At 72.3% G+C, this 19376-nt stretch carries 18 protein-coding genes; 5 read left to right on the top strand and 13 right to left on the bottom strand.

Annotation, left to right across the window (positions count from 1 at the left end):
* Window positions 1–17: 17 nt before the first annotated feature.
* From IH61_RS0123960 to IH61_RS0123950, 3 genes are all read right to left on the bottom strand, one after another.
* A complete protein-coding gene (locus IH61_RS0123960) occupies window positions 18–608 on the bottom strand; it encodes a carbonic anhydrase (RefSeq protein WP_031073177.1) in 591 nt (196 codons plus the stop codon).
* Between the two features lie 203 nt (window positions 609–811).
* Window positions 812–1162: a hypothetical protein gene (locus IH61_RS0123955; RefSeq protein ID WP_031073175.1), complete on the bottom strand. Its 351-nt coding sequence runs from the start codon at window positions 1160–1162 to the stop codon at window positions 812–814.
* A gap of 212 nt (window positions 1163–1374) precedes the next feature.
* On the bottom strand, window positions 1375–1647 hold the full coding sequence (locus IH61_RS0123950; protein ID WP_031073173.1) for an HPr family phosphocarrier protein: 273 nt from the start codon (window positions 1645–1647) through the stop codon (window positions 1375–1377).
* Window positions 1648–2000: 353 nt separating this feature from the next.
* Here IH61_RS0123950 and IH61_RS0123945 point away from each other — a divergent pair, with 353 nt between their 5' ends.
* The 3 genes from IH61_RS0123945 to IH61_RS0123935 all read left to right on the top strand — a co-directional run bounded on the left by IH61_RS0123945 (window position 2001) and on the right by IH61_RS0123935 (window position 5836).
* The gene (locus tag IH61_RS0123945; RefSeq protein WP_031073171.1) at window positions 2001–2762 is read left to right on the top strand and encodes a DeoR/GlpR family DNA-binding transcription regulator; all 762 of its coding nucleotides are present in this window, start codon (window positions 2001–2003) and stop codon (window positions 2760–2762) included.
* Window positions 2759–3718, top strand: coding sequence for a 1-phosphofructokinase (pfkB, locus tag IH61_RS0123940; RefSeq protein ID WP_031073169.1), 960 nt, complete (start codon window positions 2759–2761; stop codon window positions 3716–3718). The genes IH61_RS0123945 and pfkB overlap by 4 nt, the downstream gene beginning before the upstream one ends.
* Before the next feature lie 108 nt (window positions 3719–3826).
* On the top strand, window positions 3827–5836 hold the full coding sequence (locus IH61_RS0123935; protein WP_031073167.1) for a PTS fructose transporter subunit IIABC: 2010 nt from the start codon (window positions 3827–3829) through the stop codon (window positions 5834–5836).
* Between the two features lie 162 nt (window positions 5837–5998).
* On the opposite strand, the gene mmsB is transcribed toward IH61_RS0123935, so the two are convergent.
* The 6 genes from mmsB to IH61_RS0123905 all read right to left on the bottom strand — a co-directional run bounded on the left by mmsB (window position 5999) and on the right by IH61_RS0123905 (window position 13771).
* Window positions 5999–7234, bottom strand: coding sequence for a multiple monosaccharide ABC transporter permease (gene mmsB, locus IH61_RS0123930; protein WP_031073165.1), 1236 nt, complete (start codon window positions 7232–7234; stop codon window positions 5999–6001).
* 3 nt (window positions 7235–7237) lie between these two features.
* Window positions 7238–8785, bottom strand: a complete 1548-nt coding sequence (gene mmsA, locus IH61_RS0123925; RefSeq protein ID WP_031073163.1) for a multiple monosaccharide ABC transporter ATP-binding protein — start codon at window positions 8783–8785, stop codon at window positions 7238–7240.
* A gap of 118 nt (window positions 8786–8903) precedes the next feature.
* Entirely contained in the window at window positions 8904–9998 is a 1095-nt protein-coding gene (gene chvE, locus IH61_RS0123920) for a multiple monosaccharide ABC transporter substrate-binding protein (RefSeq protein ID WP_031073161.1), read from the bottom strand.
* A 433-nt stretch (window positions 9999–10431) separates the two neighbouring features.
* Entirely contained in the window at window positions 10432–11610 is a 1179-nt protein-coding gene (locus IH61_RS41315; RefSeq protein WP_051837802.1) for a S1 family peptidase, read from the bottom strand.
* Between the two features lie 85 nt (window positions 11611–11695).
* The gene (locus tag IH61_RS0123910) at window positions 11696–12715 is read right to left on the bottom strand and encodes a LysR family transcriptional regulator (RefSeq protein ID WP_078911348.1); all 1020 of its coding nucleotides are present in this window, start codon (window positions 12713–12715) and stop codon (window positions 11696–11698) included.
* 369 nt (window positions 12716–13084) lie between these two features.
* Entirely contained in the window at window positions 13085–13771 is a 687-nt protein-coding gene (locus IH61_RS0123905) for a GNAT family N-acetyltransferase (RefSeq protein WP_051837801.1), read from the bottom strand.
* A 197-nt stretch (window positions 13772–13968) separates the two neighbouring features.
* Between IH61_RS0123905 and IH61_RS0123900 the strand changes: the two genes are divergently transcribed.
* A complete protein-coding gene (locus IH61_RS0123900; RefSeq protein ID WP_158845235.1) occupies window positions 13969–14355 on the top strand; it encodes a hypothetical protein in 387 nt (128 codons plus the stop codon).
* On the top strand, window positions 14352–15470 hold the full coding sequence (locus IH61_RS0123895) for a beta-ketoacyl synthase N-terminal-like domain-containing protein (protein ID WP_031073154.1): 1119 nt from the start codon (window positions 14352–14354) through the stop codon (window positions 15468–15470). The genes IH61_RS0123900 and IH61_RS0123895 overlap by 4 nt, the downstream gene beginning before the upstream one ends.
* A 30-nt stretch (window positions 15471–15500) precedes the next feature.
* Here IH61_RS0123895 and IH61_RS0123890 read toward each other — a convergent pair whose 3' ends face one another.
* From IH61_RS0123890 to IH61_RS0123875, 4 genes are all read right to left on the bottom strand, one after another.
* Window positions 15501–16661: an oxygenase MpaB family protein gene (locus tag IH61_RS0123890; RefSeq protein ID WP_031073152.1), complete on the bottom strand. Its 1161-nt coding sequence runs from the start codon at window positions 16659–16661 to the stop codon at window positions 15501–15503.
* 13 nt (window positions 16662–16674) lie between these two features.
* A complete protein-coding gene (locus tag IH61_RS0123885) occupies window positions 16675–17739 on the bottom strand; it encodes a polyprenyl synthetase family protein (protein ID WP_031073151.1) in 1065 nt (354 codons plus the stop codon).
* Window positions 17736–17999, bottom strand: a complete 264-nt coding sequence (locus IH61_RS0123880) for a hypothetical protein (protein WP_031073149.1) — start codon at window positions 17997–17999, stop codon at window positions 17736–17738. Before IH61_RS0123880 ends, IH61_RS0123885 begins: the two co-directional genes overlap by 4 nt.
* Before the next feature lie 295 nt (window positions 18000–18294).
* The gene (locus tag IH61_RS0123875; RefSeq protein WP_031073148.1) at window positions 18295–19278 is read right to left on the bottom strand and encodes an aldo/keto reductase; all 984 of its coding nucleotides are present in this window, start codon (window positions 19276–19278) and stop codon (window positions 18295–18297) included.
* Window positions 19279–19376 lie beyond the last annotated feature (98 nt).

The following is a 19376-nucleotide window of genomic DNA, read 5'->3' as shown; positions in this document are numbered from 1 at the left end:
GGTGGGCCGCGGGGTGGTCACAGCGGCAGGAAGACGTCGGAGTCCGGCCGGTGGGTGAGGACGGCACCGGTGTGCACCTCGTAGAACCAGCCGTGCAGGCCGAGCCGGCCCTCGCGGACCCGGCGCGCGACGCTCGGGTGGGTGTGCAGCTTCTCCAGCTGGTCCAGGACGTGCCGCTGCACCGGGGTGGCGAGGTCGTGGCTCGCCTCCCCGCCGGTCGTCAGGGCGGTGCCGTCGGCGAGCCAGTCGCGCACCGAGGGCAGCCCGGTGAGGTCCTCGCCCCGCACGACGGCGCCCACCGCGCCGCAGTGGGAGTGGCCGCACACCACGATGTCGGCGACGCCGAGGACCTCGACCGCGTACTCGATGGTGGCGGCCTCGGCCGACGGGGCGGACGGGCGGTGCGGCGGGACGATGTTGCCGGCGGTCCGCATCTCGAAGAGGTCCCCGGGCTTGGCGCCGGTGACGGCGGAGGGGATGATGCGGGAGTCGGAGCAGGTGATGAACAGCGCCTGCGGGCTCTGGCCCTCCGCCAGGTGCCGGAGGGTGTGGCCGTCCTGGGCGGCACGGCGGCGGAAGGTGCGGGCGTGGTCTATGAATCCTTGCATGTCGGTGCCTCGGACCCTTCGGAAGTCGTGTCGGAACGGTGACTTCGGGACCGTGCCCGCTCGCTCTGTACGAGGGCAGCACTCAGCGCGGCGCCGGCATGCGTGGTCACTGCCGGGCCGTCGTGGACTGCGGGGAGACGGGCGGTGGGGCACCCTCCTCGGGGTGCCGCCGCCGGTGAGCGTGCGGGCGCGGTCGGCGCCGATCAGCAGCGGAACACCTGGAGGAGCGCCGCCGAGGGCTGTCTGAGGGCCGCGTGCGGCGTGCGGGGGGCGCGGGCCGGCGAAGGGTCGTCGGCGCAGGCACCGCTGGTGATGGAGGGATTCAACTCCCGGATGGACCCGGGGAGTTCGACCTTACGGACGCGTGTCCAGCCGAGGCCGGGAGGGCACTCGGGGGCCACCCTTTCCTCGACGAGCTTCGCCTCCGCGGCCACCCGGGCGGAGCAGCGCTCCTCCCGGGTGAGGGCGGACGCGGACTGGGAGAGCACCACCAGTCCCAGGACGGCCACGAGGGCGACGGCGACGGCGCCGATCATCCTCCTGACCATGGACATCGCGGTTCCCTTCCCTGCCCGGAGACTTGTTGAACTGTCATCAATTCTGACGGACGCGGGCAGGTCAGGGTTCCGGTTGTCGGTGAACGGTCCGTGAATCACTTCGGCCGACTGGTGATGATCCGTGCGGTGCGGGCGCGGAATGCGGTCGACCGGTGAACCGTTCGCGAAGCGGACGTCAACTCACCGTCCGCTCATGCTGTTCGTGCCGCTCATGCCGCCGCGTCGAGGTCGGCGGCGAGCAACTCCGCCAGCACCTCGAGGGCCTGCTCCGCCCCGTCGCCGGAGGCGGTGAGCTCCAGGGTCTCGCCGTGGCGGGCGGCCAGGGCGAGGACGGACAGCAGGCTGCGGGCGTCCACCGGGGGCTGGCCGGGGCGGCCGACCGTGACCTTGGCCTGCTGGCGGGCGGCGGCCTGGACGAGCAGGGACGCCGGACGGGCGTGCAGGCCGCTGGTGGAGCCGACGGTGATCCGGATCGAGTGCATGGGGAGTCCTTGAGGAGGAGGAGTAGGGGTCGTCGATCCGGGTGGGAGCCGGGTCGACGGGGGAGGGGCCACGGCAGCCCGCGCGGGGTGAGGCGCGGGCCGCCGGATCGCTGCCCGGTCCCCGCGTGCGGGGGCGGTCGCGGGGCGGGCAGTCTGTGGTTTCACGCCCGTTGGCGTGTTGTTTCGGTTGGTTGTACGCCCGATTACACGGAGATGTCAACACATTCGGGCGTCCTGCCCGGGGCGGCGTCCGTCCTGGAACCGTCATGGAACCGTCTCTTGCTTTTCCGGCCGATGCGCGTATGGTCGGACCCCACCAGGCGTAAACGGACATGAAACGGACCCAATCCCACATGTACGCACCCGAGCGGCAGCAAGAGATCCTCCGCCTCGCCCAGAAGCAGGGCCGGGTGGACGTGCCGACCCTGGCCGAGGACTTCGGCGTCACGCAGGAGACCATCCGCCGTGACCTGAGCGCGCTCGACCGGGCCGGTCTGCTGCACCGGGTGCACGGCGGAGCGCTGCCCGCCGGAGCACTGAACCTGGAGCCCGGGTTGGCCGAACGGGACTCCACCGCCGCGCCCGAGAAGGAGCGCATCGCCAGGGCGGCCCTGGCCCTGCTGCCCAGCGAGGGCAGCGTGATCCTGGACGCCGGGACGACCGTCTCCCGCCTGGCCGGACTGCTGCCCCTCGACTGCGCCCTCACCGTCGTCACCAACGCCCTGCCGGTCGCGGCCCGGCTCGCCGACCACCCCGCACTCGCCCTCCACCTGGTCGGGGGGCGGCTGCGCCACCGCACCCAGGCGGCCGTCGACGCCTGGGCGCTGCGCGACCTGGCCGACGTCCACGCGGACGTCGCGGTGGTCGCCACCAACGGCTTCTCGCCGGAGGGGGGCCTGTCGACGCCCGACCTCGCCGAGGCGGCCGTCAAGAGGGCCATGCTCGCCGGCGCCCGGCGCGTGGTCCTGGTCGCCGACTCCTCCAAGTACGGCGCCCGCCACTTCGCCCGCTTCGGCTCGCTCGACCAGGTCGACGTCCTGGTCACGGACGTCGGACTGACCGACGAGCAGGCCGCCGAGATCGAGAACCACGGACCGGAAGTCATCCGCGCATGATCGTCACCATCACCCCGAACCCCAGCCTCGACCGCACCTACGAGCTGCGAACGCTCACACCGGGCGAGGTCAACCGAGCCACGCACGACCGGCTCGACCCCGGCGGAAAGGGCGTCAACGTCTCCCGCGCGCTCACCGCCGCCGGCCACCGAACCACCGCCGTCCTGCCGTTGGGCGGGCCCTCCGGCCGGCTGCTCAGCGATCTGCTGCGCGGCCAGGGCATCGACGTCGAGGCGGTCGCGATCTCGGGGGACACCCGGATCAACGTCTCGATCGCCGAGCGGGGCGGCAGCCTCACCAAGATCAACGCCGTGGGCCCCGAGCTGAGCGCCGCCGAGTCGGCCGCGCTGCTGGAACTCGTCCGTGACGCCCACAGGTTCGGACAGGGCACCGGGAACGGCGTCGAGTGGCTCGCCTGCTGCGGCAGCCTGCCGCGCGGGCTGGAGCCCGAGTGGTACGCCGAGCTGGTCGCCCGGGCGCACTCGGGCGGCGCCCGGATCGCCCTGGACACCTCCGGCCCCGCCCTGGTGGCCGCCCTCGCGGCCCGCCCCGACGTGGTCAAGCCCAACCGGGAGGAACTCGCCGAGGCCGTGGGCCGTCCGGTCGCCACCGTCGGCGACGCCGTGGGCGCGGCCGGGGAGCTGCGCGAGCGCGGCGCCCAGCAGGTCCTGGCCAGCCTCGGCGCGGACGGGATGCTGCTCGTCGCCGAGGAGGGCAGCTGGTTCGGGAGCGCGCCGGTGGCCGTCGTGCGCAGCGACGTGGGAGCGGGCGACGCCTCGCTCGCAGGCTTCCTCGGAGCCGGAGGAACCGGCCCCGGGGCACTCGTGGCGGCCCTGGCGCACGGCGCCGCCGCCGTACAGCTGCCGGGGAGCGCCATGCCGACCCCGGCCGATCTGGACCCGGCCGCCGTGGTCGTGACGGCGGACATCCCGCTCGCACGACCGCTGCGCGGCTGAGAACGGCCTCCGCACCGGAGGCGGAACCGCCCGACCGTGTGGGACGGAACGGCGACCATTCCCGGGGGCAAGGGAAGACTGTCAGGCACCAGTTGAAGGACCGACCCGATGAGCGACACCAGCGGACTGACCGCACCCGCACTCGTTGATCTCCACCTCGCCCCCTCGGACAAGGGCGAAGCCCTCCGCTCCCTGGCCCAGCGGCTGGTCGCCGAGGGGCGGGTGACCGACCTCGACGGCTTCCTCGCCGACGTGGCCGCCCGCGAGGCCCAGGCACCGACCGGGATGGGGGACGGCATCGGCATCCCGCACTGCAGATCGCCCCACGTCACGCGGCCGAGCCTCGCCTTCGGCCGTAGCTCCGGGGGCGTGGACTTCGACGCCCCGGACGGGCGGCCGGCCGACCTGATCTTCATGATCGCGGCACCGGCCGGTGCGGACGACAGCCACCTGCAGATCCTCGCCGCGCTGGCCCGCCGGCTGATGGACCCCGCCTTCACCGGCGCCCTTCGCGGGGCCGTCGGCCCGGGCGAGGTCGCGGCCCTGATCAACGGCGAGGAGGCCCCGGCTCCGGCTCCGGCGGCCGCCGTGGCACCGGAGGCGGCCGTGGCTGCGGAGGCGGCCGGGCCCGTCGGCGGGCTGCGGCTCGTCGCGGTGACCTCCTGCCCGACCGGCATCGCCCACACGTACATGGCCGCCAAGGCCCTCGAACTGGCCGCCGCCCGGGCGGGCGCGCGGATCGAGGTCGAGACCCAGGGGTCGGCGGGGACGACGGTCCTGGCGCCCGAGGTGATCGAGGCCGCCGACGCGGTGATCCTCGCCCACGACGTGGAGGTCAGGGACCGCGCACGCTTCGCCGGCAAGCCGACCGTGGACGTGGGGGTGAAGGCCGGTGTCAACCGCGCCGACGACCTGATCGCCCAGGCGGCCAGGCTGGTCGCCGAGTCCGGTGGGAGCGGGCGTCCCGCTGCCGCACCGGTTCCCGCACCGCGCACGCAGGTGGGCGAGCACTGGGCCCAGCGGCTGCGCAAGTACCTGATGACGGGCGTCAGTTACATGATCCCCTTCGTCGCGGCAGGGGGGTTGCTGATCGCCCTCGCCTTCGCCATCGGCGGCTACGAGATCGCCTCCGCGCCGTCCGTGCTGGGCCACTTCGACTGGACCTCCTCGCACAGCTGGGCGGCGATGCTGTTCCAGACCGGCAAGACCTCCTTCGGCTTCCTCGTGCCGGTGCTCTCCGGATACATCGCCTGGGCGGTCGCGGACCGGGCGGCCCTGGCCGCGGGCATCGCCGGCGGCGCCGTCTCGGTGGCGGTCGGCGCGGGCTTCCTCGGCGGCATCGTGTCGGGCCTGGCGGCGGGCTTCCTGGTGCTGTGGATGATCCGCTGGAACGTGCCGCGCGCGGTCAGGGGCATCATGCCGGTCGTGGTCATCCCGCTGCTGTCGGTGGCGGCGGTCGGCTTCCTGATGTTCGTGGTGGTCGGCTCGCCCATCGCCTCGGCGATGAACGGCCTGACCGACTGGCTGAACGGGCTCTCCGGCTCCAACGCCGTCCTGCTCGGCGTGCTGCTCGGCGCGATGATGGCCTTCGACATGGGCGGCCCGCTCAACAAGGTCGCCTACACCTTCGCGGCCGGTGCGCTCACCACCGCGGGCACCACGCCGGACGCCGGCAGCCTCAAGGTGATGGCCGCCGTGATGGCCGCCGGCATGACCCCGCCGCTGGGGCTGGCCCTGGCCACCGTCGTCCGGCGCAGGCTGTTCACCTCCGAGGAACGGGAGAACGGCAAGGCGGCCTGGGTGCTCGGAGCCTCGTTCATCACCGAGGGCGCGATCCCGTTCGCGGCGGCGGACCCGCTGAGGGTCATCCCGGCGAACATCGTCGGCAGCATGACGGCCGGCGGGCTGGTGATGGCCTTCGGCTCCACCCTGCGGGCCCCGCACGGCGGGATCTGGGTGCTCCCGCTGATCGGCAGCCCGCTGCTGTACCTGCTCGCGGTCGTGGCGGGCACGGTGGTCACCACGGTGGTGGTCGTCCTGCTCAAGGGGATACGCAGGGACGCCGCCGCGGCGGTACCGGAGTCCCCCGTCACCGAGAAGGGGCTGGCCGGCGCCTGATCCGGAAGCCGGACCCGACCGCGCAGGGCGCCCGCTCCGTCGAGCGGGCGCCCTGCGCGGTTTCCGCAGCTCTCCGTGGCCCTCGGCGAGCGCCTCAAACACGGAAGGACGGGCACGGCGCCGCGGCGCCGTGCCCGTCCTCCTCACTCTCCGCAGGCCGGATCAGGAACCGGCGCGGCGCTTGTTGTAGACGTCGAAGCCCACGGCCGCGAGCAGCACCATGCCCTTGATCACCTGCTGGTAGTCGGTGCCGACGCCGACCAGCGACATGCCGTTGTTCAGCACGCCGAGCACCAGGCCGCCGATGATCGCGCCCATGACGGTGCCCACGCCGCCGCTGGCGGAGGCGCCGCCGATGAAGGCGGCGGCGATCGCCTCGAGCTCGAAGTTGATGCCGGCCTGCGGGGTGCCGGCGTTGAGCCGCGCGGCGAACACCAGCCCGGCCAGCGCCGCGAGGACGCCCATGTTCGTGAAGGCGAGGAAGACGACCCGCTTGCTCTTCACCCCGGACAGCTTGGCCGCCGCCTCGTTGCCGCCGACGGCGTAGGTGTGCCGGCCGATGATCGAGTTGCGCATCAGGTACCCGAAGCCGACCAGCAGGGCGCCGAGGATCAGCAGGACGATCGGCACGCCGTGGTAGCTGGCCAGCAGCATCGTGAACACGAGCACGGCCGCCGTGATGACGGCGAGCTTGGCCAGGAACAGCCCGAGCGGGAGCACCTCCAGCCCGAACGAGGCGGTCCGGCGCCGGCCGCGCAGCTCCTGCACGATCGCGACGGCCAGCACGGCGAGGCCCAGCAGCAGGGTGAGGTTGTGGTAGTTGGTCTGCGGGCCGACCTCGGGGAGGAAGCCGCTGCTGATGCTCTGGAAGCCCTTGGGGAACGGCGCCACGGACTGGCCCTGGAGCATGATCTGGGTGGCGCCGCGGAACAGCAGCATGCCCGCCAGGGTGACGATGAAGGACGGGATGCCGAGGTAGGCGATCCAGAAGCCCTGCCAGGCGCCGGCGAGGGCGCCGATCACCAGCGCGGCGATCGTGGCCACGGGCCACGACACGTGGTGCTCGACCATCATGACGGCGGCGGCCGCCCCGACGAAGGCGGCCAGCGAGCCGACCGACAGGTCGATGTGCCCGGCGATGATGACGATCATCATCCCGATCGCCAGGATGAGGATGTAGCCGTTCTGCTGGATCAGGTTGGTGATGTTGAGCGGCTGGAGCAGGATGCCGTCCGTCCAGACCTGGAACAGCAGCACGATCAGGGCCAGGGCGACCAGCATGCCGTACTGGCGCACGTTGCCGCGTAGCGCGCGGGCCAGCACGGAGCCGATGGACGGGCTCGGATCGGGCTCAACGCCCTTCTGGGGGAAGTCCGGGATGATCTCGGTCTGGGCCATGCCTCACACCTGCTCGTTGCTGGATGCGGCGCTCATGGTCATGAGCCGCATGAGGGATTCCTGGGTGGCGTCTTCGCGGGCGACCTCGCCGGTGATCCGGCCTTCGGCCATCGTGTAGATCCGGTCGCACAGGCCCAGGAGTTCGGGGAGTTCCGACGAGATGACGAGCACGGCCTTGCCCTGGGCGGCCAACTCGGCGATGACGGTGTAGATCTCCGCCTTGGCGCCGATGTCGATGCCGCGGGTCGGCTCGTCGAGGATCAGCACCTCGGGCTCGGCGAAGATCCACTTGCTGAGGACGACCTTCTGCTGGTTGCCGCCGCTGAGCGTGCCGGTCCGGGTGAACACCGTCGGTGCCTTGATGTTCATCGTCCGCCGGAACGATTCGGCGACCCTGGTCTCCGCGTGCCGGTCGACCCGGCCGTACCGGGCGACCTTGCCGAGCGCGCTCAGCGAGATGTTCCGGCTGATGTCGTCGATGAGGTTGAGGCCCAACTGCTTGCGGTCCTCGGTGACGTACGCGATGCCGTGGCCGATCGCCTCCGGCACCGTCCGGGTGCGGATCTCGCGGCCGTGCAGCAGGACCCGGCCGCCGGCGAAGCGCCCGTACGAGCGGCCGAAGACGCTCATCGCGAGTTCCGTACGGCCGGCGCCCATGAGTCCGGCGACGCCGACGATCTCGCCGCGCCGCACGTTCAGGGAGGCGGAGTCCACCACGGTGCGCTGCTGGTCGATCGGGTGCCGGACGGTCCAGTCCTCGACCTCGAAGGCGACCTCGCCGATCTCGGGGGTGCGCTCGGGATAGCGGTGCTCCAGGTCGCGGCCGACCATCCCGCGGATGATCCGGTCCTCGGAGATGCCCTCCGCGCCGATCCCGATCGTCTCGATGGTCCGGCCGTCGCGCAGGATGGTGACGGAGTCGGCGACCCGGGCGATCTCGTTCAGCTTGTGCGAGATGATGATGCAGGAGATGCCCTGCGCCTTGAGCTCCAGGATCAGGTCGAGCAGCTTGCGGCTGTCCTCGTCGTTCAGCGCGGCGGTCGGCTCGTCCAGGATGAGCAGCTTGACCTTCTTGGCCAGCGCCTTGGCGATCTCGACCAACTGTTGCTTGCCCACGCCGAGGTCGGCGATCCTGGTGTGCGGGTTCTCGTCCAGGCCGACCTGGCGGAGCAGTTCGCCGGCGTGCGTGAGGGTCTCGTCCCACCGGATGACGCCCCGCGTGGCGTGCTCGTTGCCGAGGAAGACGTTCTCGGCGATGGACAGGTACGGGACCAGCGCGAGTTCCTGGTGGATGATGACGATGCCGCGCTGCTCGCTGGCCCGGATGTCCCTGAACTGGCAGGGCTCGCCCTCGAAGAGGATCTCGCCCTCGTAACTCCCGTGCGGGTAGACCCCGCTGAGCACCTTCATCAGGGTGGACTTGCCGGCGCCGTTCTCGCCGCAGATGGCGTGCACCTCGCCGGCCGCCACGGCCAGGTTCACCTCGGAGAGGGCCTTGACGCCGGGGAACGACTTGCTGATCGACCGCATTTCGAGAACGGGTCCAGCCATGGTTGTGCGTCCGTATCGTTCGAGGCGGTGCGGTGGGGGCCCGCAGGGAGCCCGGGGGAGCCCGGGCCCCGTCGCACCGCCGGGTCGGCGCGGGGCCCGTCGAGCGGGCCCCGCCGGGCTACTTGAGCTGGTCCGCGGTGTACTGGCCGCTGTCGACCAGGACCTTCTGGTAGTTCTCCTTGTCGACGCTCACCGGCTGGAGCAGCTGGGCGGGGACGACCTTCACGCCGTTGTTGTACGTGGTGGTGTCGTTGACCTCGGGCTTCCCGCCGGTCAGCAGCGCGTCGCCCATCTGGACCGCGACCTTGGCCAGCTGGCGGGTGTCCTTGTAGACGGTCTGGGTCTGCTCGCCCGCGATGATCGACTTCACCGAGGCCAGCTCGGCGTCCTGGCCGGTGACGACGGGCAGGGACTTCGCGGTGCCGTAGCCCACGCCCTTGAGGGAGGAGAGGATGCCGATCGAGATGCCGTCGTACGGGGACAGGACGGCGTCGACGTGGGCGCCGGTGTACGCCTTGCTGAGGAGGTTGTCCATCCGGGACTGGGCGAGGCCGCCGTCCCAGCGCAGGGTGGCGACCTGGTTGAAGTCGGTCTGGCCGCTCTGCACGACCAGCTTCTTCTGGTCGATGTACGGCTTGAGGACGCTCATCGCGCCGTTGAAGAAGAAGTTGGCGTTGTTGTCGTCCGGCGAGCCGGCGAACAGCTCGACGTTGAACGGGCCCTTGCCGTCCTTGAGTCCGAGCTTGTCGACGATGTAGCCGCCCTGGAGGACGCCGACCTTGTAGTTGTCGAAGGTCGCGTAGTAGTCGACGTTCTGGGTGCCCTTGATCAGCCGGTCGTAGGAGATCACCGGGATGTGGGCGTCGGCGGCCTTCTGCAGCACGTTGGTGAGGGAGGAGCCGTCGATGGCCGCGATCACCAGCAGCTTGGCGCCCTTGGTGATCATGTTCTCGACCTGGGAGACCTGGTTCTCCACGACGTTGTCGCCGTACTGGAGGTCGGTCTTGTAGCCCTTGGCCTGGAATTCCTTGACCATGTTGTTGCCGTCGTCGATCCAGCGCGCGGACGACTTGGTCGGCATGGCGATGCCGATGAGCCCGCCCTTGGCGTCGCCCTTGGTTGCGCCGTCCCCGACACCGTTGGCGCTCTGGCCGCAGGCCGCCAACGTGAGCGTCAGGCCCGCCGCGACGAGGCCAGCTGAAAGCTTCCGCACACTTCCTCCAAGGTGATGTTCCGCGACCGGCGCAGTGCGCCCCTGACTGGGCGGCTGGGTGTGGCCGAGAGGGCCGGCCGGAGCGGTCCCTCGCGCTGTGGAACGTCGGGGTGGCAGTAGCTCTGGCCTGGCGTGAAATGAAGTGTTAACGCTAACAAGAGCCCCGTCAAGGGCCGCTGGATCACCATTGGGTAGCGGCCTTCCGGCGGTGGGCCCTCCCGGGTGGGAACGGCGGGAACAGGGGGACATCCTGGGGGAAATGCGTGAACATCAGGCGAACGGTCGATGGATGCCGGGGGCGCTGCGGGGTGTCGCGGGGCGCCGGCCGTCGGCGCCGGGCGCGGACGGCCTCCGCGCGGGTGGGAACGCCGAGGCGCCCGCTTCCCCCGGGGGCGGGAAGCGGGCGCCTCGGCCCTGTCTGGCCGGACCGGGATCAGCCGGTGGCGAGGGTCAGGCCGTAGGTGTCGAGGATCGGGTTGACGGGCTGGAAGTAGGTGGTTCCGCCGGAGGTGCAGTTGCCGGAGCCGCCGGAGGTGACGCCCTGGGCCTGGCTGCCCGAGATGAACGAGCCGCCTGAGTCGCCGGGCTCGGCGCAGACGCTGGTGCGGGTGAGGCCGAAGACGGATCCCTGCGAGTAGTTGACCGTCGCGTTGAACTGCCGGACGGTGCCGCAGTGCCAGCCGGTGGTGGAGCCGGACCGGCAGACCGAGGAGCCGATGGGCGCGACGGCGGAGCCGGAGACGGTCACCGCCGAGCCCGCGTAGTTGTTCACCTGGGGCTGGGCGGTCCAGCTCGAGTCGGCCTGGATCCAGGAGTAGTCGTTGCCGGGGAAGGTCGAGCCCTGGAAGCTGCCGATGGACGTGCCGTCCGGGGCGGCCGCGGCGGCGCCCGCCTGGCCGCAGTGGCCGGCGCTGACGAAGCCGGGCTGGCCGCCCTGGGTGACGGGGAAGCCGATGGAGCAGCGGGCGGCGTTGTTGATGTAGTACGCGTTCCCGCCGACCAGGTCGGCGAGGGCCCGGGGGGCGTCGGACGCCCGGTCGACCTGGACGAGGGCGCGGTCCACGCCGGCCCGGGCCAGGAAGGCGTTCGTGCGGTCGGCGTCGGTGGACTGGACGACGACCGCGTTGGCGGCAGGGTCGACGTACCAGAGCGGCGTGCTCTCCGGGGCGGCGGTGCGCGCCGCCTCGTCGAGCGCCGTCCTGGCCCGGTCGAGCGCGGTGAGGCTGTTGCGGACCACCGTGGCCCGGCCGCCGTTGTCGGTGATGGTCCGGGCGGCGGCGGGGTCGGTGGTGGCGACCGTCAGTGTGGTGTCGGACTCGCCGAGCCAGGCTCCGGCCCAGCGCTCGCCGAGCGCCCGCTGGAGCGCTTCCTGGGTCGCCGCGGCCCGGGCCTCGCCGGCCAGGCGTGCTTCGGCGGCCTGCGGAGTGAGCCGGAGGTCGCGCTGGAGGGCCTGGAGCAGCGCGCCGGGGGCCGGAGCGACCGGCGCCTGACGGACCGTCATGGCCCGGGCGATCTCGGACCGGCCGGTGCCGGCGTCCGCCGGGGCGACGGCGGCGGCGAGGGCGGTGACGGCCAGGAAACTGGTGGCAACGGCCTTGTGGCGTAGGAGCATTGGGGTCTCCTTCGAGTGGGGGTTGCCGGAACCCTAGCCAGGCCCGAAAGAGTTCGGGACATGTCAAATGACCCCTGTGCCGGTGCTATGGAGCCGTCGGCCACTCGGGCGGGGAGGGCCGGTCGGGCGGGGAGGGCCGGTCGGAGCCGGGCCGCCCCGCCTCCTCCTCGTGCCGGCGCAGCCAGGCGGTGTACACCGGGCTCCCGGCGACGGCGTCCGCGTGCGCCTGTCTGGCGTGGTGGAGCACCTCGTCCGCCAGCCCCCGGGCCGGTGTGTTGCGACCTCGGCAGAGCAGCTGACGCCAGCTCAACTGGGCCGGTGCCAGCGGAATCACCACGACGCCCGGGGGTGGGGAGAAGGTCGCCCGGCACAGGGCGGCGGCCCGGTTCGAGCGGACGAGGTGGAGGCAGGAGGCCGCGTCCGCCTCGTAGACCGACCGGGGCAGGAAGCCCGCGCGCAGGCAGGCGGCCGCGAAGCAGTCGCCGAAGCAGCTCTCGCCGGGCGGCAGGGCCCAACGCTCGCCCGCGAGCCGGCCGAGTTCCAACTCCCGCTCCCGGCTCAGCGGGTGCTGGTCGGAGAGCAGGACGAACACCGGGTCGACGGCGACCTCCCACCACTCCAGGCGCTGGTCGCCCGTCGGTTCCAGGTGCCCGCAGCACCCGGTGAGCGCGAGGTCCAGCCGCCCGTCACCCACCCGGGCCGCCAACTCCGAGGCGGAGGAGGACGATTGGGTGCTCACCACCAGCTCGGGCCGGGCGGCGGTCAGCCGGTCCACCAGTGCGCCCAGGAGCGCGCCGCGGGTCGCCCCCACGCGTAGTCCGCCGTCGGGGCGCACCGCGTTCGCGAAGCGCTGGGCGTCTTCCTGGAGTTGGCGCATCGCGGGCAGCAGCACCCGGCTCCGTTCCAGGACCAGGACTCCCAGCGGGGTCGGCCGCACGCCCTCCCTGCTCCGCTCGAAGAGCCGTCCGCCCACGGCGGTCTCGATCCGTTTCAGCTGGGCGGAGAGCGCGGATTGGGCGAGGCCCAGGCGGTCCGCCGCTTTGGTCACGCTCCCGGCGTCGCCGATGGCCCGGATCATCCTCAGATGACGAAACTCCAGCTCCATGGCGGAAACCTATACGGCCGAAATGCCGGGGAATAGCGGCCGGCGTGAAGATTCGACGAAGGTCCGGGGTGCGGATGAATTCGGAGGGGGAATGGCGAACCCTTCCGGTCTCCACCGCGCAAGGCGGCTGCCAGCCCTTTTCCGCTACGGGGGATGGCGGGAAAGGGGAGGTCAGGGGACCGGAAGGGCTCGGTTCAGGGCCCGGACGGTGCATTTCTCGACAGGCCGTCCGGGATCATTTCGGTGCCGCCCAGGGGTTTTCCGTCCGGCGGCTCCGGAGTGAACGATAGCACGCCGCGGCGGTGCAATGTTACCGCTAACATCCGTATTTCAAGGGCCGGCGCGGTCGGGCTCGGGCCCGGCGGAGGTTCAGCCCGCGGGCTGGGAGGTCTCCCCGGCGACGCGTTCCAGCAGGAGCCGGGCGGAGGTCTCGCCCTCCGTGCTCGTCATGTAGCCGGCGACGATCCGGCGGGCCTCCGCCTTGTCCTTCTCCGGTATGGAGTCCGGCATCACGAAGCCCGGATCGGTGCGCCGCAGGTCCGCCAGTACCGCGTAGTACTCGTGCCGCAGCAGCGACCAGATCGCCGCGTCGTGGTGCTGCCCGTCCAGGTAGTAGTACTCGCGCAGGAGGCCCTCCAGGACGAACCCCGCCTTGGTGACCAGGCGCAGCACGTTCTTGTTGTACAGCGCGGTGGTGAACTGGACGCGATGGGCGCCCCGGGCGTGGAAGAGGTGGTCGAGGAGCAGGTCGAACGCCTCGGTGCCGTAGCCGCGGCTCCACAGCTGCGGATCGCCGATGGCTCCGCCCAGCGAGTAGCCGCCGACCGGGCCGTGCGCCTTGTAGTGCACGGCTCCGACGGTGGCGCCGGTCATGTCGCGGACCGCGAACTGGCGCAGCTCACCGCTCTCGTCGAGCTTCCTGAAGTCCTCGGCGGAGACGACGGCGCCCTCGGTCGCGGCCATCGTGGAGGCCGCCGAGTTGGGGCCGAACCACTGGGCCGTCAGCGCGTAGTCCTCGGCCGTCGGTCGTTCGAGCTGGACGAATCTGCCCTTCATGCGCTCCCCCTGGGGGTCGATGACAGTTCTTGACAAGTGATGACTCAATCATCACTCTACTTGACATGCGGTTGCGTGCGAAAGACGGGAAACCAGGCGGGAGCGAGTGCCCCATGACGAGCGGCCCACGATTCAGTGCACGCTCCGGTCCACCGGAGCACGCCCCTCACCCCTCCCCGGCCGCGGCGGTGGGCGCGGTGCTCACGGCGGCGTTCGCCGAGCTCCCGGAGCAGGCCCGGGAGCGCGCACCGCTGTACGTGCTGTGCGGGGAGTACACCGCCTTCGCCGCTCGTCGCTACGTCGGGCGCTGCCACGACGACACCCGGCGGCTGCGGCCCTCGGACTCCACCGCGCTGGAGCCGGCCGAACTCGTACGGGCCTGGACCACGGCCGCCGGCCACCACGGCCCGTGCTTCCTGCTCGACGGCCCCGACTGGCCGGCGCTCGGACCGTGGATCGCCGGTCGGGAGGACGCGGTGCAACTCGACATCACCTTGCTCGACGACCGGTTGCCGGTACCCGGCTGCCTGGCCACCGCGACCGTGCTCCCCGCCCTGCTCGCCTGCCCGGAGGTGGCCGGATGAACCGCCGGATCGTGCTCAGCGGGACGGGCCTCGTCTCGGCGTACGGCAGCGGCGTTGCCCCGTACTGGGACGGGCTCTGCTCCGGTCGCGGCGCCCTCGGCCCGGCCCGGCGGTTCGCGGACGCCCCCGGCTACCGGGGCGAACCCGTGGGCGAGGTACCGGAGTTCGATCCGCGGGGAGAGCCCAGGAAGAGCGCCTACGCCCGGGCGGCCCTCGCGGAGGCACAGCGGTCGGCCCGGCTGCCAGTCCTGCCGCCGGGAGCGCTGGTGATCCTCGTGGGGCAGGCGCCCGCCCCCGAGGGTGGCGGGCAACTCGACGGGGAGGAATGGGAGTTGTTCGGGCCGTCCGCCGAACTCCGGCCCGACGGTGCGGCGGTGCTGCATCTCTCCCACGCGTGCGCGTCCGCGGCCTTCGCGGTGGCGCTGGCCCGCACCGCACTGGCCGCCGGAGCGGCGCCGCTGGTGGCGGTCGTCGGAGCCTCGGTGCTCAACCGGTACGAGTACGCCAGCATGGACGTGGTCCGCGCGGTCGCCCGTACGGCGGCCAGGCCCTTCGACGTCGACCGGGACGGGATCTCGCTGGGCGAGGGCGGCGGCGCCGTCATCCTCGAAACCGCCGACCGCGCCCGGGAGCGCGGCCTGCGGGCCGATCTGACCGTGGCCGGCGCCGCCTGCCGGGTCGGTGGCAAGCTGCCCGCGGCCAGCGATCCGGGGGCCGTCACGGACTGTCTGCGCACCGCCCTCGCGGAAGCCGGCGCCGACCGGCTCGACCACGTCCACGCCCACGCCACCGGCACCGCGCAGGGCGACACCGCCGAACTGGCCGCCGTCACCGCGATCGCCGCCGAGCTGGACACCCCGGAGGTGCCCGTCACCTCCCACAAGGGCGCGATCGGCCATCTCCTGCACATCTCCGCCGTTCCCGCCCTGGCCGCCGCCGCGCTCAGCCTGCGCACGCGCATCGTCCCCCCGACGCCCGGCCTCACCACTCCCGAACCCGCCGACCGCGTCCACCACCCGCGAGCGGAGACGCCGTACCCCGGGCTGCGGGTGGCGGCGGTCAACAGCTTCGGCTTCGGTGGGAACAACGCCACGGTGGTGCTGCGCAGGGACTGACGCCCTCCCGTCCGGCGGGTCCGGCCAGGGTCACCCGAAGACCGGGGCGGGCGGGGTCCAGCGCCGGGTCGACGGCACGGTGCCGGAGACGCCGAAGTCCTTCCTCAGGTGCTCGGGGATCGCGTAGTGCATGACCCGCCCCCGGGTGAGGGAGGAGATCTCGAAGATGGTGGTCAGGTGGCCGAGGCGGTCCAACGCCCAGGCGCCGAGCGGGGAACGGTCCTCGATGGTCTCCAGTACGCCGAGCAGATGGGGTGCTGCCTTGACCACGGTGTCCCAGGCGGTGCGCGGGACGTTCAGCCAGTCGGCACTGGTGTCACCGACCAGGTAGCGGATCAGCGAGGAGACGATCGGGTCGAAGAAGGTGCCGGGGACGACCTCCTCGTAGAGGTCGATCAACTGCCTGGTCAGCCGGGCGCCCTCCTCGGAGGGGCCCATGTGCCGGAGCATGTAGAGGTCCATGAACTCCCTGGCCTCGTCCATGGTCTGCGGTACGGCGGACTGGTCCACCCCGAGCATCGCGCCGACCACCTGCCAGGCGTACAGGTACGCCTCCGCGCCCTCGGTGCTCATGTGGATGCCGAGTCGGTGCAGGCTGTCCAGAACCAGCATGGAGAAGAACATCTGTCCGCCGATCATGTCCTCCTGACAGATCGGCACCCCCGACGTCCCGACGTCCCACCGGTCCTCGCGCCGCAGGTGGTGCCGGATCGAGGCGTGCAGCAGCCGTACCTTCTGCGCGGCCGGGATGAACCGGCTGCCGGCCTCGAAGGCGCCGGGCTGCATCAGGTAGACCGTGAACTGCCCGGTCTCGGCCATGCGCTTGGACGGGTAGTTCAGCGCGTGGGTGGCGGAGAGCAGTCGGGCGACGTTCGGCACCAGGTAACAGGCGGGCATCGCGGCGAAGGAGAGCGCGGTGGAGATGTGCACGTTGTTGTCGATGAAGAACAGCCGGGCCTTCTCCATCAGGGTCCAGTCCACCCAGTCCGGCGGGGCGCTGGTGACCGCCAGGTACTCCCTGGCGGTCTCGGGCAGCCCGTCCGGGAGGGGCGCGCCGGAGGCCGAGACGTGCCGCATCAGGTTGTTGAACTTCCCGACCTCCCCTCGTTCGAAGAGGGTGGCCACGGTGGCGTCGGCAAGTTCGTCGCCGACCTGCCGCAGCGCGTCCATCGACTCCTCGGTGTAGCGCATGTGGTCCTCTCGATCAGTGGTGGCGGGTGGTCGCGGATCGGGCCAGCGCCATCAGGGCGTCGGCGGCCCTCGGGGGCAGGTTCAGCTGGTCGAGGGCGTCGGCGGCCTGCTCCACCCGGGCCGTGATCATCTGCTCGATCCGCTCGGGCGCGCGCAGCCGTCGCATCAGCCCGCGGACCGTCTCCAGGCCGTCCGGGTCCAGGTCCGCTCGGCCCAACAGCCCGCGCAGGCACTCGCGTTCGGCCTGACCGGCGAGCCGCCAGGTCTCCGCGAGCAGGGCGGTCGGGCGGTTGGCGCGCAGGTCGTCCAGGTTGGCCTTCCCGGTACGGGACGGGTCGCCGAACAGTCCGAGCAGATCGTCCCGGAGCTGGAACGCCTCGCCGAGCGGCAGCCCGTACGTGGAGAGCCCCGCGCGCAGCCCCTCGCCGGCCCCGGCCAGCACGCCGCCGATCAGCAGCGGCTGCTCCACCGTGTACTTGGCGGTCTTGTAGCGGATCACCTGGAGGGAGGAGTCCGTGTCGGGGGCGGCACCGGTGCGCAGGATCTCCAGGCACTCCCCGGCGATCAACTCCCGGGCCAGTTGCGCCCAGAGGGGCCTGGCCCGGCCCAGGTAGGCCGCCGGCAGGCCGCAGCCCGCGAACAGCTGCCCGGCCAGCGCCATCAGCAGATCGCCCACCAGCATGGCCAGCGCGCGGGCGGCGCCGTCCGCGTCGGGGCGGCCCTCCAGCGCCGTACGCAGCGCGACGTGCGTGGTCGGCTCGCCGTGGCGCAACGGACTGTCGTCGATCAGGTCGTCGTGCACCACGGCCGCCGCGTGCACCAGTTCCAGCGAGGCGGCGGCGCGCACCAGCGCTTCGCTGTCCGGCTGTCCGGCGGCTCGCCAGCCCCAGTAGCAGAACGCGGAACGCAGCCGCTTCCCGCTGCCGACCGCCGCCTCCACCCGGTCCGCCAACGGGCCCAAGTCCTCGTCGATGGCGGCGAGTTGATCGGTCTCCTCGGCCACGAAGCGGCCCAGCACCTGGTCGACCCTGGCCTTGAACGCGGCCGGCTCGTACCGCTCGGTCGCCGTCGCCGTCAACGGTCGCCCGCCCTGCGGTCCTTCACCTGCTGGGCCAGCAGCTCCAGATGGGCCGGCGGAAGCGTCGCGTACCGGTCCAGCGCCAGCCGCCCCCGGGCGGCCAGGTCGTGCTGGACGTCCGTGGCCAGGTCCCGTTTGTCCGCCCGCCCGAGCAGCCCGCGCAGACCGCCGACCGCCGCGCCCAGCGCCTCCACGGCGACATCGACCAGCCCCGCCGCGACCAGCATCGCCTGCTCTTCCGGGCGGCTCTCCCGTGCCATTTCGACCACCCCGTCCACCCGTCGCGCCACCACGAATCGGGGCGACTCTGGCAGCCTCGAGGCGGACCGGGCAAGCAGATCCAACCGAGTGACCACGAACGAGTGAATCCGCCGAAGGGGAGGGCGGCGCACCACCGGGGCGCCGGCGCAACGGCGATCGCGCCCCGGTCGTCCTCGCGCGCCCCTCTGCCGGGGTGCGCGAGGACGACGAGAACGGAATGTTAGCGCTAACAGAACCGGTGACGGCGCCCGAGCTCAGCCCGGACGGGCCGCGCGGACTGAGCTCGGGCGCGGGTCACCAGCGCTCGTGCACCTGCGGGCGGATGCGGCGGTCGTACAGCTCCCGGACGGCGTCGAGGGTGGCCCCGGGCAGCGGTGCCAGAGCGGCGGCCGCGGCGTTGGCACGCGCCTGGGCCACGTTGCGGGCGCCGGGGATCACGGTCGTCACCCCCGGCTGCTGGATGATCCAGCGGAGCGCCGTCTGGGCCGAGGTGGCGCCCTCGGGGGCGAGTGCGGCGAATTCACGGGCCGCCTCGACGCCCGTCGCGAAGTCCACGCCGGAGAAGGTCTCGCCCTGGTCGAACGCCTCGCCGTGGCGGTTGTAGGTGCGGTGGTCGTCGGGGGCGAAGACGGTCTGCTCGCTGTAGCGGCCCGACAGCAGCCCTGAGGCGAGCGGCACCCGCGCCAGGATCGCTACCCCGGCGGCCTCGGCGGCGGGCAGGACCTGCTCCAGCGGCTTGAGCCGGAAGGCGTTCAGGATGATCTGCACGCTCGCGACGCCCGGGCGGGCGATCGCGGTCAGCGCCTCCGCGCAGGTCTCCACGCTCACCCCGTAGGCGGCGATCCGCTCCTCCGCCACCAGGGTGTCCAGGGCGTCGAACACCTCGTCCGAGGAGTGGACGGGCGTGGGCGGGCAGTGCAGCTGCACCAGGTCCAGCCGGTCCACGCCCAGATTCGCCCGTGAACGGTCGGCCCAGGCACGGAAGTTGGCGAGGTGGTAGTGCTCGGGCAGCTGCTCGACCCGGCGGCCGAACTTGGTGGCGACGAACACCTCCGCGTCCGGGCGCTCCTTCCGGAAGCGGCCGATCAGCCGCTCGCTGCGGCCGTCGCCGTAGACGTCGGCGGTGTCGAACAGGGTCACGCCCGCCTCCACGGACGCCTCCAGCACGGCCAGGGCGTCCTCCTCCCGGACGTCACCCCAGTCCGCGCCGAGCTGCCAGGTGCCGAGTCCGATGACCGAGACGGGACGGCCGGTGCGGCCGAGTACACGCTTTTCCATGGCGCGAGCCTCTCACGAGGGGTGACGGCCGCGGGGGCGCCCTGCGCTCGGGCCGTCGCGGCGGGATCGGGCCGGGTCAGCCGAGGGCGGGGGCGGGC

This window comes from Streptomyces sp. NRRL WC-3742 (genome assembly GCF_000720635.1).
GTDB lineage: Bacteria > Actinomycetota > Actinomycetes > Streptomycetales > Streptomycetaceae > Kitasatospora.
Note: the sequence above shows the minus strand (reverse complement) of the source record. Positions and strands in the feature narration are given on the sequence as shown.